Consider the following 13,428-nt stretch of genomic DNA (forward strand, 5'->3'; position numbering starts at 1 on the left):
GGGCCCATGTTCGGCACCGACCCGCGGGGTGCCGCTCCGTGTGTTCTCCGCGGCGCCGATGGAACACCGCCACACGGAACGGGGTCTGGGTGGTCCGCCCAACTGTCCGGGCGGGATCAGGTGGGCGGGGAGTCCTCGGGGTCCGGCACATGCCCTCGTTCAAACATGTGCCGGTACGCGCCATTGGTTGCCATCAAGTGCTCGTGCTCCGGATCGAGCAGATCGAAGGAGCACGTTCCCGGGTGGTCGACATACTGCGTGCACCTATCGTCGGAGCCGGGCGGAGCACCGTTCCCACGCGCGCAGTCCCGAAGTACGACAACCGAATTCGGGTCCCGTCCGTCCGCCCACTGGGTCCACACTGTCTGGGGCGGTTCCATGTCGAGCAATCGCACCGCAGCGGCGTGCAGACCCCGGTGGTCGTCCTCAAGTTCACAGCGCGGATGCGTCATGACCTCCATGTCGTCATCCGGCGCGGCTGCAATAAGCGCGTCCAGGACCAACAGCGGGGGAAGCGGGGTAGTGGTCCCGCACAGCCTCACGTGGTCACCCCCGGCAACGTCCGCGGGTCGACGTCGTCCGGCGGGTCCCACTGCACCACGTCGAACAGGAGCCGGTCGTACCGACGGTGCCCGGTCAGACGCATGTGTTCCTCTGCCCAAGCAAGCGCACCGTCCGGCGTCGCGTGCACCGGGCGCATGGGCGGGGTCACACCACAGGGGGGAGTCCCTGACACACACGCGATGTGGGCCCAAACACCCTGGACTTCTACCCTCGTCAACGTCCATTCGAGGTCGAACAGTCTGGCCACTCTCACCCCGAACTCCCCTGCCTGTCGCGGGTGTTGACCCCGGTCGCTGCCGTTCGTAATGCGTCCGCGGCGGTGGCGGGTTGAACGTCCGCCCAACGGGTGTCGCTACTGCCCATGAGCCGAGGCTCACCCCTCACTCCTGTCTGTGACTGCCGTGTCGCACTAGGCAACACCCTTGATGCGTACGGGGGTACCGTTGGGGGACACCTTGGGCATAAGAGCGTTAAGCCGCATGAACGCGAGGAGTTGAGCCGATGGCGACCCGTCAACCGAACGACCGTCTCGCCGAGCTGTACCGCGAGACAGGTTGGTCGATGCGCCAGTTTGCGCGAGCAGTCAACCGCATTGGCACCGAGCGGGGCACGCCGACCAAGTATCAGCAGCCCTCAGTTCATCAGTGGCTAGGTGGACAAACACCCAAGGAGACAACCCGTCCACTCATCATCGAAGCGCTCATACGCAAATTAGAGCGACCCATCAGTCACGATCAAGCCGGGTTCCCCGCTCGTATCGATGAATCCGGCAATCTCTCGATAATGGAAGGCTTGATTAATCTAGGGAGGCTTGATATGGACCCGTCTCGCCGCAGCCTTTTGAGTGCCAGTCTCTTTTCCGTCGCCGCAACAGTTCCCAATTGGCAAGAGATTGTTGGGCGAATGGAAGTGGCGGAAGTGCGCGAACTGAGCGGAATCGGACAAGGGGAAATTGAGATGGTTGTAGCCATGACCAAGAAATTCTCCGACCTCGACTACCAATTCGGTGGCAGGGGTGTTCGTCCTCTCGCCGCTGCCTTCCTGGTCAATACTGTCGCTCCATATCTGTCCGCTCCCGGACCTCAAGCAGTGCGAAAGAATATGTTCTCCGCCGCTTCCGATCTGTGCTATTTGGCGGGTTACATGGCGATCGACGAAGGATTGCAAGGGCTCGGGCAGCAGTACTACATTAAAGCAATCGAACTGGCAGGCGTGGCGGAGGATCGGGCAGCGTATTCTCTTGCCCTCCACGGTATGGGTTCACAAGCGATTCAACTCGGCCATAAAAAGAATGCTGTCAGGCTTACGTCTGCTGCGATGGAGGGCGGGCCGCATCTTGGGTCGAACATGAGGGCATTTAACGCAGGGCAGCGCGCATACGCAATCGCCCTAAACGGTGACCGGAGGGGCGCTACTGCTTCACTGTCGGAGGCTGAACGGGAGATGAATAAGACTGATTCCGTCGACAGGGTGGTTATGGGGCAATATCGTGAAGCCGTGATGGAATTCGACATCGCGCAAGTCAAGTACGCCTTGGGTGATTTGCGGGGATCGGTAGATTCTTTGGAACGGTACCATCGTCTTCGTAATGGGTCGCATCGACGTCGCGCTGTGCTCGATGGTTCAACCCTCGCGGAGCGGCAGTTGGAAGGGGGCCAATTGGAAGCTGCCTGTGCAACTTGGCATAAGGTCCTAGACGATTACGGTTTCGTTCAGTCTGAAAGGGCGGATCGCCGGATTGCATTCATGAAAGATTCACTAACTCCGCACCTTAAGAATCATTTTGCAAGCGCACTCTACGAGCGCACGCGAGAGGTCTTGCAGTACCGTTCCGTGTCGTTAAAGAAATAGACCCCCACGCGCGCCACCCCGAAAGGCGACGAGTGCAGGGGCTATTTAGACCTAGGCTAGCCGTTCAGAACGTTTGTGAGGCGAGCGGCGGCCTTCCCGCCGAACACTGCAATCCCGCAGTAAAACTCGATGCGGGTTCGATAAACCGGCTTCTCGTGCGCTTCTCCGAGATCGGTCGCCTGAATTCCGCCGTTCGTCAAACCGGAAACAGCCCCATCGGCCTCCGAGTCACCGAACCGGACTGCGTAAATCTCCCCGGTCTCCTTTCCTCCTGTCCCGGCAGTCAGCGGCAGCACATCGGTACCGTCCAACTTCTGTCCGGCGTCAAGCAGGGGAATTCCGTTCCATAGGGTGGTTCGCTTGCCGAGGACATCACTCATGAGCATTTCGCTGCCACCCAGGCGACGGAATCCGGAGCGAACCCGTGCGATAAGCTCACCGTTCATGTAAAGGGCGCCGTTCGAGCCGTTGATCCCCCGCACAGAAGCGGCCAACTTGTCCAGCGCGTCAAAGAACTCATGCCCATTGACGATCGGGCCGACGCCCTTAGCGTCAATCACTTGCCGCCCGGCGACGCGCTTCCGTAGGCCATCGAATCCCTTGGGGTTCGTTACAGTGTCGCCGTTGAAGAACTGGTCAGAGAAATGAATGGAAGCGGCCTTGACCTTCATTACAGTTTGAATGGCGCGCTGTTCATTCAGGTTTCCGCGCGTCTTGACGATGTACTTGTCGACGTCGGCATCTCCGCCGAGAATAGCAAGCGTTTCGATCCGCTGATTCACCGCACCAGTACTCTCCGGATACGCTTCATTCACCGCACGGAACGAAACTCCGGGAAGCAGTGATTCTTCATTGTAAGCGTAGGCCGACCCATCAAAGCTGATCAGCGGAAGGCGATCGAGAATGGGTGACTCTTGAACGAAAACCTCAGTCACCCCCCTCTTGAGGTAATCCTCTGCGAGCTTCGCAGATTCCGCAAGAGTAAGAGCCATGTCCGTCTCCTTCTAGTTAAGCAACTGTCAATCACGTTGGCAATGTGCTTCAGTCAAATACGTCGTCGTCATCGTCATCGAATTCCGGAGCCGTAATTGCGGCACGGGAACTCGGCGACAACCCCAACTCTCGGATGTACCGTGCGAGCTGCGTCCGATACTGTGCCGCGATGGTTGCGGACCCGTTTTTCACGGTCCCCCGCTCCGCGGTCACCATCAACCCTCGTTCGGAAAGGTCCCGTTCCGCCTGATCGAGTCGCGCGACGCAGACGCACGTATCTTTCACTGTGGTGTAATCCACCTCGCCGATACCGGCCGCAATTTCGAGTACGGGGACGATGCGTCGCCACTCCTGCGAGGCCACGTCACGACACCGGACGTTCGCTGATTCGACAGCGGAATCGGACGAGAACTTGAAGACTTCCACCCAGCCCGGTTCGGACAAGACGGCGCGTGGAACGACCACTCCTTCCGTGACCACTGTTCTCGACGGGTTTCCCTCGCGCGCTCGCTGGATAGCGGGTTTCGGTCTGTATCTGTCTGCCATGCATTCCCGCTTTCTGGTGAGAGGGTGCGATTTCGGGCACCCAAAAATGCCTTCAGCGCCGGAGAGATTCTTTTCTCTCCCTGCCGTGCAATCTCAGGAGGGACAGGGGGACCCCGCCCGGGGCCCGTGCCGTCAGAACGGCGGAGGTTCGTTCGCCTCACGCTGCGACCGGCGTTCGGCAGCGAACCCACCCGGTTGGTTCCGAGCGGTCTCGGCGTTGTGGCACGACGTGCACAAGGGCCGAAGATGCCGCGGCGCATCCGGGTTCAACTCCCCCCGCGCAACGAGGTCTTTGCGGCTCACAGGGTGATGGTCGGCAACCGTCGCGAGGGCACTGCACAGCAGACACCACGGATGCGCGTACAGGTACCTGCGTCGGGTGCTTGGCCACTGCGGGCCGTACACGCTGGTTCCCGGTGTCTCTCGGAGTCGAGTTGCCTCACGTTCGTGAGCGGGGCACCGGCCGCCCCGGGGGGTCAACGCCGGGCATCCGGGGATGGTGCACGGTCGGCGGGGTCTACGGGGCAATGGGCTATCTCCAAGGGTGTGCGCGTGGGTTCTCTCCTCGCGGCGCGGTTGATGGAACGGTCCAGTGGTTCCCGGAATCCGGTGCCCTCGTCGGGCCCACCAGTAGTGGAGGGCGACGGTTTCTAGCGGGGGCATCGGACGGCGAGACACCAGCGGCATCCCGGTACGGGTGCGTGATGGACAGGCAGATTCATTTCGAGAGGTGTGCGCCGAGCCCGCCGTGTCCCCCTGCTACGGGGGTGGGCGCCGTTCTCTCTCACTACTAGTAGAGAGCAAGCCTTGCCCGCGGGGGTGACAGAGTGGCGAACGAGACGACCCGCCGCCTTTATCTATATTTTTTCTATGCGTTCAAAAAAATATAGCTACTTCACCACTCCATCACCCTTCTTGCCCCGCTGGCCGGCCACACCGGGGGCCGACCGATCCGGGAGACACCCGGGAACGTCCTGTGTGCCTGTCTGCGGGCATGAAAGCGCCCCGGACAGTCGGGTGCCCGTCCGGGGCTTGAGAAGCGGCTACGGCTGTACTGCTACGTCCCTAACGGGACCCGTCGCCTGACCCGCTGCGCTCCATACCGGCACCGGGCTGTTGGTGAGGATACCGGCGCCGTAAACGACTATGCCGCGGGTACGAGGCGGACCGAGTGGCCCGGTGCTGTGGGCGCACCCTTCACAGGGTCGGTCTCCAAAGCGGTCACGTCGGCAACCGCGGAGAGTTCGTCGGCGATCGGGTCCAAATCGCCAGACAGATTGAAGTCAACGCGTCGGACGTCGAGCCGTCGCCACCCGCCACGTGTGCCCCGACGAACAGTCAGCCGTGCCCCTGCTTCAACGAGCATCGCGCGCCGTCCCGCCGTGTCTGCGGCTGCCCACTCGTCCGCGAACGTGCGTCCGGTCGGGGTCACGACCCGTTGCGGTTCGGTCTTCTCCCGGGACTCCAGCTCGGCTATGCGGGTATCAAGCGCGTCCGCGCGTTCCTGCCACGCCTGCCGCGCGTGCCGTGACTTCTGTCGACCCTGCTGTTCCTGGTGCTCGGAGAACTCGGCGAGTGTGGCGCGCAACTCGGGCTCGGGGTCGTACCCGGGGAGTTCAACCACGTGTTGTGTCTGTGCGGAGCCGACCAGCCGCAGGAACTCGGCGGTCACGTACTCGTCCGCCCAGTCACCCCGGACGTGCGCGGGCGCCTCGCACGTTTCGCCCCGTGAGTGGAAGTTGCACTTGTAGGACGCGTTCACGCTTGCGCCGTTCGCGGTCGGGCCGCTGAGATACATGCGTCCCCCACATGAGTCGCAGTGGATCACACGCAGTAGCAGTGCGTCCGTGTCGGAGCGTTCGCGGGTTTCTACGGTGCGGGAGTCGAGCAACGCGCCGATCCGGTCGAACTCTTCGCGCGTGAGGATCGGCGATTCCGTGGCCATGACCGGGTTGCCCTGGTCGTCGCGGACAGGCTTGCCCTTGTGCATCTTCCACCCGAGCAGTACCGGGTTGCGGAGCATCCTCTTAAGGACAGCCGGAGTCCACTTGAACACGTCGCGGACGACGTGGGTTCCCTTGGCCCCGCCGGTCTTGCCGCCTTTTTCCCGCTTCATCTTCGCTGCCCAGTGGTCGCGGGGGCTCGGGACTTCATCGGCGTTCAGGCGGGCGGCTACCGCGGAAACGGTGGCGCCCTCCAACAGTTCCCGGATGATGCGCAGGATGATGTCTACGGCGTCCGGGTCCTGCACCAGGGTGTGACCGACTCCGCCGTACTCCGCGGGCATCGGGGCGGGCATGTAGCCGTACGGGGGCTTACCGCCGCCGCGCCACCGGAGAGCCATTTTCCGGATGGCAGCCATGGCGCCGGAGACACGGTCGCTGATGCTCTGCGCTTCTACCTGGGCGGCAAAGGCGAACATCATCATTTGGAACTCGGCCATGGGGTCCATGGGGTTCCGGAAGTCGAACACCAGACGGCCCCCGCCGATGCCCTCGGCGAACACCAACATTTTCCGGTGCGTGCGAGCCCACTTGGCAAGGTCGTGCATGTCTGCCATGGACCGGATGGCGCGGTCGAACCTCCACCACACCAACGCGTCGAACTCAGCGGGGCGGGCGAGCCACGCGCCGAGTTCTGGCCGGTCGAACGGGGTCACTTTGGACGCGCTCACGTCCAGGTCTACGGCCTCGCGCAGTGCTTCGCCGTTGTCGAAGGTGATGCCTAGTTCCGCGGCGGCCCGGTCGTCTGCTTCACGCTGCCGTTCCGGCGAGGTGGTCTCGTCCGTGAGCACGGACAGCCGTACGCACCGCACGCCCCGGAGCGTCGCTGTCTCGAAGACGGTTCCCCCGAGGGGGTTGCGGGTGGTGGTCTGCATGCCCTCCGTGGAGAGCAAGCCTTGCCCGTTGTCAGCCTTGACCTGCGTCGATGCGCCCACGGGAACACTCCAGAACTACTAGTTCCGTGTGTTGGGAGACCCCGAGGGCAACGAGTTCTGCGTCATCGAGCCGGGCAACAACTTCCTCGCCGACTGCGGGTTCATCGGAGCGCTCGCCTGCGACGGCTCGCAGGAGGTCGGCTACTTCTGGAGCCGCGCCCTGGGCTGGCCGTTGGTCTGGGACCAGGACCAGGAGACCGCGATCCGCTCGCCGCACGGCGGCCCCAAGGTCACCTGGGGCGGTCCGCCGCTGCTGCCGAAGACCGGCAAGAGCCGACTGCACTTCGACCTCGCTCCGCCCGCCGACGGCGACCAGTTGGCGGAGGTCGACCGCCTCGTCTCCCTCGGGGCCGAGCGGATCGACATCGGCCAGGGCGAGGTCGACCACGTGGTGCTGGCCGACCCCGACGGCCGGGAGTTCTGCGTACTGCCGCCCGAGTCGCCGCTGCCCCGACCGGCCGGCCGCTGAACGGGCGCCCCCGCACGCCACGACGGCCCCGCGGGGCGGGGCCGTCGTGGGATTCGGACGGGCGGGGGCCGCCGCTACGTGACTCCCCCCGCCCGGAGGCGCTACGGCGTCCTACCGCTACCCCTCCTGGGAGGAGTTGGTCCTGCGGTGCCGGCCGTGCGGCTCTTCCTCCTGGTCGTGGGGGGCCACGGCCCCCCGGTGCCGGCCGTGGCCGTCGTTCTCCACGGCCTCACGCGGTTCGGCGGTCGGGTCCGTCTGGGTCTCGGTCATCGGAAAGGTTCACCCCGTCGAAGGATCTTCACAACAGCCGGGTGATTCTAGCCGGCGACCCGTCAGCTCCCGAAGGGCACCCGCCCGGTGAGCGGCGCCTGTTGCAGGGGAACGGGTCGGGCGGCGTCCACGCCGCCCGGGAACGGTGTCGCCGTGCCCTCGCCGCAACTCCCCCCGGGCGCCGCGCCCGCGGGGTTCCCCGACGCGCCGAACCCGCCGCCCGCTCGCCGGCCCGCTCCGGTGCCGGGCGCCGCCCCGGCCGCCCCCGCTCCCCAGACCGCCCCGGCACCCGGCCAGACCCCGGACCCAGGGGCACACCGCACCCTCGTCCCCCCGTCTCCGGTCGGCACCGTGACACCGGGACCGTCCTCGCCCGCGGTGCTCTGCGCTGCCGCTGCAGCCGTCGCTCCACCCGAGTTCGGTGGTCCACCCGAATCGGGCGGGGAGTCCGGGCGCGGTGGGGAGTCCGGGCCCGGCGCGCCGTTCGGGCGGCCCGCGCCGGCACCGTCGTTCCCGACCGGCGGCTCAAGGGACCCGAGTGCCCCAGAAGGCTCCGGCGACGCAGGGGCGTCCGCCGCGCCTGCCGCGTCCGGTGCCGTCGTACGACGGCCCGCGCCCCGCACGTCGCCCGTGGGGCCCGCCGCAGCGAAGACCGCACCGGCGGACCCCGCGGCCAGCGCGGCCGGCGTCAGCCGGGCGACCCCGCACGGCACCGCCCCGGTGGCGTACGGCAACCGCAGCTCCCCGTCCCGGGTCCACCGCCCCGCCCCGGGGAACCACCCGCGGGGCGGACGCAGTCGGCGCACCTCCCGGAACTCCGGGCGCCAGACGCCGAGCCAGGTGCCGCCCGCCCCGTCGACCCGCAGGGCGACCCCGCAGCCCTCCGGCGCGAGGGCCTGGCCCGGCTGCACCGCGAACGGCGTCACCGTGTGTCCGGGCAGCCGCAGGCACTCCGGGAAACGGACCGGGAGGGTGCTGCCCAGCACGCCCCAGCCCAACCGCTCGCACCCGGGCGACGGAGCGTCCGAACGGATCAGCAACAGCCCGCTGTCCGGGTCCGCGAGCAGCAGCCGATCGGTGCTGTCCTGCGCGATCTGGAGCAGCGGCGACACCGCACCGCCCCGTCCCAGGTCGACGGCGACCGCCTTGGTCCGGCCGCCGTGCTCCCGGTCCAGGGCCAGCAGGCGCCCCGTCCGGTCGAGCCAGGCCCCGCCCGTGCAGCGACCCGGGACCTCCGCGACCAGTTCGGGCCCGTTGCCGCCGCCCGCCACCAGCCACACCCGGCTGGCGCGCCCGTCCGCGTCGAGCGCGTAGGCGCGGGAGCCGCCGGGCGCCGGCGGCAGCAGGCTCCAGCGCGCGGTGGCCGGCCCCCGCTCCAGCGCACCGAGCCGCACCTCTCCGGTCGCGGGGCCGGTCGGGTACACCAGCGCGAACTCGTGCCGGTCCGCGACCGACCGCCGCACCAGCACCCGGCCGTCCGCCATCGGCTGCACCTCGGTGTCCGCCTCCTCGGGCTGGCGACCCGGCAGCGGCACCGCGTACGGCTCGGGGCCGTCCAGCGTCCAGCGCTCGGGGAACCAGCGGTCGGTCGACCCGGCCGCCAGGGTCAGTCGAGCCGCATAGCCGCCGTCCGCGGCGATCACGAGGGCGTCCGGCCTCGTTCGGGCTCCCGGCGGTGCGGGGGCCGGTGCGGATGGTTGCCCGTTCTCGGCGGTGGTTTCGCCGGCACAGACCGTCATGGTTCGGTCACCTCCGGCGACGAATCCTGGTTGGCGTACGCACGGACGCGGCACACGTCGACCGAAGATCACTACAACGGGTGGCCGTCGGGAGTTTCGCCGGGGAAAACCGCGGCGAGTGTGTACGGCGACCCCGCACGCGCGTAAGCGGGACCCTCGGCGTGCACGCGGGGGTCGTCAGCGGGGCCCGGTGCTCGTCGTCTTCGAACGGCCCGGAGGGCGACGGACCCGTACGGCTTGCGCGCGACCCGCGTGCGACCTGCGCGGTCGTCCGCCCCGGTGGCCGACCCGGTGCGACCCCTGCGCGCCCCGTTCGCCTCGGCGCCGACGGGGATCGGCCGTCCGGCGGAGCGCGCGGGGCAGGTAGCCTAGCTCCGTGCCCCGCCTGTCTGAAGTCATCGCCGCGCTCGACGCCCTGTGGCCCCCCGAGCGGGCCGAGGGGTGGGACGCGGTCGGACCCGTCTGCGGCGACCCGGACGCCGAGGTGCGCCGGGTCCTGTTCGCCGTCGACCCCGTCCAGGAGATCGCCGACGAGGCGGTCCGGCTCGGCGTCGACCTGCTGGTCACCCACCACCCGCTCTACCTGCGCGGCACCACCACCGTCGCGGCCTCCCACTTCAAGGGCCGCGTCGTGCACACGCTGATCAAGCACGACGTGGCGCTGCTCGTCGCCCACACCAACGCCGACCGCGCCGACCCGGGGGTCTCCGACGCCCTCGCCGGTGCTTTGGACTTGAGGGTCACCGGTCCGCTGGTGCCCGATCCCACGGACCCGGCGGGCCGCCGCGGCCTCGGCCGGATCTGCGAACCCGACCGCCCGATGACCGTGCGGGAGCTCGCGGCCCGGGCCGCCGAGCGGCTGCCCGCCACCGCACAGGGCATCCGGGTCGCCGGCGACCCCGACGCACCCGTCCGGACCGTCGCCGTCAGCGGCGGCTCCGGCGACAGCCTCTTCGACGACGTCCGGGCGGCGGGCGTCGATGCCTTCCTCACCGCGGACCTGCGCCACCATCCGGTGTCCGAAGCGCGGGAGCACGGCCCCCTCGCGCTGCTCGACGCCGCCCACTGGGCCACCGAATGGCCCTGGTGCGAGCTGGCCGCCGCCCAGCTCGACACGATCTCCGACCGACACGGCTGGGGACTGCGCACCTACGTCTCCCGTACGGTCACCGACCCCTGGACCGCCCACGCGGCGTCCGCACCACCACTCGTCACCACCAACGACCCGGGAGCCCCCAACTGAACGCCGCGCCCGCCGACCAGCTCCGCCTCCTCGACGTCCAGGCCCTGGACGTCCGGCTCCAGCAGCTCGCCCACAAACGGAGGTCGCTGCCCGAGCACGCAGAGATCGAATCGCTGGGCAAGGACCTCGCCCAGCTCCGTGACCTGCTCGTCGCCGCCCAGACCGAGGAGAGCGACTGCGCCCGGGAACAGACCAAGGCCGAGCAGGACGTCGACCAGGTCCGTCAGCGCGCCGCCCGCGACCAGCAGCGACTGGACTCCGGTGCCGTCTCCAGCCCCAAGGACCTGGAGAGCCTCCAGCGCGAGATCACCTCGCTCGCCCGGCGCCAGGGCGACCTGGAGGACATCGTCCTGGAGGTCATGGAGCGCCGTGAGTCCGCCCAGGAGCGGGTCACCGAGCTGACCGCCCGGGTCACCGCCGTGCAGGCCAAGACCGACGACGCCACCGCCCGCCGGGACGCCGCCAGCGGCGAACTCGACGCCGAGGCGGCGACGGCCACCAAGGAGCGCGGCCTGATCGCGGCCACGATCCCGGCCGACCTGCTCAAGCTGTACGACAAGCTGCGCGAGCAGCAGGGCGGCATCGGTGCGGCCCGCCTGTTCCAGCGCCGCTGCGAGGGCTGCCGCCTGGAACTCAACATCACCGAGCTGAACGACGTGCGCCGCGCGCCCTCCGACACGGTCGTGCGGTGCGAGAACTGCCGCCGCATCCTGGTCCGCACCGCCGACTCCGGCCTGTAGGGGAAGCGTTCGTGTCGTCTGCCGTGCGGGAGTTCGTGGTCGAGGCCGACGGCGGTTCCCGGGGCAACCCGGGTCCCGCCGGCTACGGTGCCGTCGTCATCGACGCGGTGAGCGGGGAGGCCCTCGCGGAGGCCGCCGAGTACATCGGCGTCGCCACGAACAACGTCGCCGAGTACCGGGGTCTGATCGCGGGACTCCGTGCCGCGCACGCGCTCGACCCCGGTGTTCCGGTGCGGGTCCGGATGGACTCCAAGCTCGTCGTGGAGCAGATGTCGGGCCGCTGGAAGATCAAGCACCCCGACATGAAGCCGCTCGCCGCCGAGGCCGCCGCGGTCTACCCGGCCGGGCGGGTCACGTACGAGTGGATTCCGCGCGAGCGCAACAAGCACGCGGACCGGCTCGCCAACGAGGCGATGGACGCCGGCAAGCGGGGCGAGCAGTGGTCGCCGTCCACCTCCACCGCCGACCTCGGCGAGGTCCGTCCGCCGGTGCGCGAGCCCGGTGACGCGGCGGCCGGCGCGGCCCGGGCGCGTGCCGCCCTGGCCGACGCCGCGGGCACCGCCTCCTCGGCGTCGGAGGGCACCTCCTCGGCCGCGGAGGTCAAGGCCCGCGCCGACCTGCGGGCCGCGCAGAACATCAGTGCCGCCGCCGCGAACGGGACCCGGCAGGCGCCGAGCACCGGTTGGGGCCCCTCCGCCGACATGGGCCCGCCCGCGACGTTCGTGCTGCTGCGGCACGGCGAGACGCCGCTGACCCCGTCCAAGGTGTTCTCCGGCAGCGGGGGCGGCGACCCCGCGCTGTCCGAGGTGGGCCGTGCGCAGGCGGTGCTCACCGCCCAGGCGCTGGCCGCCCGGGGCACCGTCCAGGCGATCGTCTCCTCACCGCTGAAGCGGTGCCGGGAGACCGCCGGGGCCGCCGCCGACCTGTTGGGGCTGCCGGTGGCCGTCGACGACGATCTGCGCGAGACCGACTTCGGGGCCTGGGAGGGCCTGACCTTCGGCCAGGTCAGGGAGGAGTACCCGGACGACCTGACGGCCTGGCTCGCCGATCCGGCGGCCCGCCCCACGGGCGGCGGCGAGAGCTTCCTCGCGGTCGCCGAGCGGGTGGAGCGGGCGCGGGACCGGCTGCTCGCCCGGTACGCGGGCCGCACCGTGCTGGTGGTCACCCACGTCACGCCGGTGAAGACCCTGGTGCGCCTGGCACTCGGGGCTCCGCCCGAGGCGCTGTTCCGGATGGAGCTGTCCGCCGCGGCGCTCTCGGTCGTCGCCTACTTCCAGGACGGCAACGCGAGCGTGCGGCTGCTCAACGAGACGGCCCACCTGCGCTGACGACCCCGGGGCCGCGATCAGCGGTCGTTGGTCACCGGGCGGTGGCCAGTGCGGCGGCCTCGCGGGCCAGGGCCTCGACCCGGTCCCAGGCACCGGCCCGCACCTCCGCCTCGGGGAGCATCCAGGAGCCGCCCACGCACGCCACGTTGGGCAGCGCCAGGTAGGACGGGGCCGTGGCCACGCCGATGCCGCCCGTGGGGCAGAAGCGGGCCTGCGGCAGCGGACCGGCCAGGGACTTGAGGTAGGCGGTGCCGCCGGCGGCCTCGGCCGGGAAGAACTTCATGTCGGTGACCCCGCGCTCCAGTAGCGCCACGACCTCCGAGGTGGTGGACACCCCCGGCAGGAACGGCACCCCGGACTCCCGCATTGCGTCCAGCAGCGCGGGCGTCCAACCGGGGCTGACCAGGAACTGCGCCCCGGCGGCCACCGCGGCGGCCACGTGTTCCGGACGGGTCACCGTGCCGGCCCCGACGATCGCGTCCGGGACCCCGTCGGCGACGGCCCGGATCGCGTCCAGCGCCGCGGGCGTGCGCAGGGTCACCTCGATGGCCGGCAGCCCGCCGTCGACCAGGGCCCGCGCCAGCGGTACGGCGTCGGCGGCGTCCTGCACGACGACCACCGGAATGACCGGCGCGAGGTCCAGTACGGAAGTCGGAGCGGAACCGCGGGCACCGGAAGCGGGCGGGGGCGGGGCGGGCTGCGAGGAAGTCATGGCGCCCATCCTGCCGCCCGAGGAGCAGCATGCGC

Annotated in this window: 10 protein-coding genes and 1 pseudogene; 5 read left to right on the top strand and 6 right to left on the bottom strand. The window is 69.0% G+C overall.

The genetic code is table 11. From position 1 onward, the window contains the following. Positions 1–1,065 precede the first annotated feature (1,065 nt). A complete protein-coding gene (locus tag ACFWIA_RS16255; protein WP_387004908.1) occupies positions 1,066–2,415 on the top strand; it encodes a tetratricopeptide repeat protein in 1,350 nt (449 codons plus the stop codon). A 56-nt stretch (positions 2,416–2,471) separates the two neighbouring features. Here ACFWIA_RS16255 and ACFWIA_RS16260 read toward each other — a convergent pair whose 3' ends face one another. From ACFWIA_RS16260 to ACFWIA_RS16270, 3 genes are all read right to left on the bottom strand, one after another. Continuing rightward, positions 2,472–3,407 (bottom strand): major capsid protein, encoded by a 936-nt coding sequence (locus ACFWIA_RS16260; protein WP_387004911.1) that lies wholly within the window; start codon positions 3,405–3,407, stop codon positions 2,472–2,474. Between the two features lie 49 nt (positions 3,408–3,456). Next, positions 3,457–3,834 (bottom strand): phage terminase small subunit P27 family, encoded by a 378-nt coding sequence (locus ACFWIA_RS16265; RefSeq protein ID WP_387004913.1) that lies wholly within the window; start codon positions 3,832–3,834, stop codon positions 3,457–3,459. A gap of 1,264 nt (positions 3,835–5,098) precedes the next feature. After that, entirely contained in the window at positions 5,099–6,832 is a 1,734-nt protein-coding gene (locus tag ACFWIA_RS16270; protein ID WP_387004998.1) for a recombinase family protein, read from the bottom strand. An 88-nt stretch (positions 6,833–6,920) separates the two neighbouring features. On the opposite strand from ACFWIA_RS16270, the pseudogene ACFWIA_RS16275 reads away from it, so the two are divergent. Continuing rightward, positions 6,921–7,361, top strand: a pseudogene (locus ACFWIA_RS16275) (VOC family protein); the annotation flags it as partial. 117 nt (positions 7,362–7,478) lie between these two features. Here the strand turns inward: ACFWIA_RS16275 and ACFWIA_RS16280 are convergent. Both ACFWIA_RS16280 and ACFWIA_RS16285 read right to left on the bottom strand, forming a co-directional pair. Next, positions 7,479–7,631, bottom strand: a complete 153-nt coding sequence (locus ACFWIA_RS16280) for a hypothetical protein (RefSeq protein WP_385495282.1) — start codon at positions 7,629–7,631, stop codon at positions 7,479–7,481. A gap of 62 nt (positions 7,632–7,693) precedes the next feature. Next, positions 7,694–9,370 carry a hypothetical protein gene (locus ACFWIA_RS16285; protein ID WP_387004917.1) on the bottom strand — a complete coding sequence of 559 codons (1,677 nt, stop codon included), beginning with the start codon at positions 9,368–9,370 and terminating at the stop codon, positions 7,694–7,696. Between the two features lie 376 nt (positions 9,371–9,746). Between ACFWIA_RS16285 and ACFWIA_RS16290 the strand changes: the two genes are divergently transcribed. From ACFWIA_RS16290 to ACFWIA_RS16300, 3 genes are read left to right on the top strand one after another with little or no spacing between them, the layout of a single operon-like run. Then, the gene (locus ACFWIA_RS16290) at positions 9,747–10,613 is read left to right on the top strand and encodes a Nif3-like dinuclear metal center hexameric protein (RefSeq protein WP_387004920.1); all 867 of its coding nucleotides are present in this window, start codon (positions 9,747–9,749) and stop codon (positions 10,611–10,613) included. Then, positions 10,610–11,353, top strand: coding sequence for a zinc ribbon domain-containing protein (locus ACFWIA_RS16295; protein ID WP_385495314.1), 744 nt, complete (start codon positions 10,610–10,612; stop codon positions 11,351–11,353). Before ACFWIA_RS16290 ends, ACFWIA_RS16295 begins: the two co-directional genes overlap by 4 nt. Before the next feature lie 23 nt (positions 11,354–11,376). Next, entirely contained in the window at positions 11,377–12,681 is a 1,305-nt protein-coding gene (locus ACFWIA_RS16300; protein ID WP_387005002.1) for a bifunctional RNase H/acid phosphatase, read from the top strand. 31 nt (positions 12,682–12,712) lie between these two features. Here the strand turns inward: ACFWIA_RS16300 and eda are convergent, their stop codons facing one another. After that, a complete protein-coding gene (gene eda, locus ACFWIA_RS16305) occupies positions 12,713–13,393 on the bottom strand; it encodes a bifunctional 4-hydroxy-2-oxoglutarate aldolase/2-dehydro-3-deoxy-phosphogluconate aldolase (protein ID WP_387004923.1) in 681 nt (226 codons plus the stop codon). Positions 13,394–13,428 lie beyond the last annotated feature (35 nt).

The sequence above is a fragment of the Streptomyces sp. NPDC127068 genome, from assembly GCF_042724695.1.
Classification (GTDB): domain Bacteria; phylum Actinomycetota; class Actinomycetes; order Streptomycetales; family Streptomycetaceae; genus Streptomyces.

Excerpts from the sequence above, each read along its gene's own strand:
- ACFWIA_RS16255 (WP_387004908.1), top strand. The coding sequence starts at position 1,066 with ATGGCGACCCGTCAACCGAACGACCGTCTCGCCGAGCTGTACCGCGAG.
- ACFWIA_RS16260 (WP_387004911.1), bottom strand. The coding sequence starts at position 3,407 with ATGGCTCTTACTCTTGCGGAATCTGCGAAGCTCGCAGAGGATTACCTC.
- ACFWIA_RS16270 (WP_387004998.1), bottom strand. The coding sequence starts at position 6,832 with ATGCAGACCACCACCCGCAACCCCCTCGGGGGAACCGTCTTCGAGACA.
- ACFWIA_RS16280 (WP_385495282.1), bottom strand. The coding sequence starts at position 7,631 with ATGACCGAGACCCAGACGGACCCGACCGCCGAACCGCGTGAGGCCGTG.
- ACFWIA_RS16285 (WP_387004917.1), bottom strand. The coding sequence starts at position 9,370 with ATGACGGTCTGTGCCGGCGAAACCACCGCCGAGAACGGGCAACCATCC.
- eda (WP_387004923.1), bottom strand. The coding sequence starts at position 13,393 with ATGACTTCCTCGCAGCCCGCCCCGCCCCCGCCCGCTTCCGGTGCCCGC.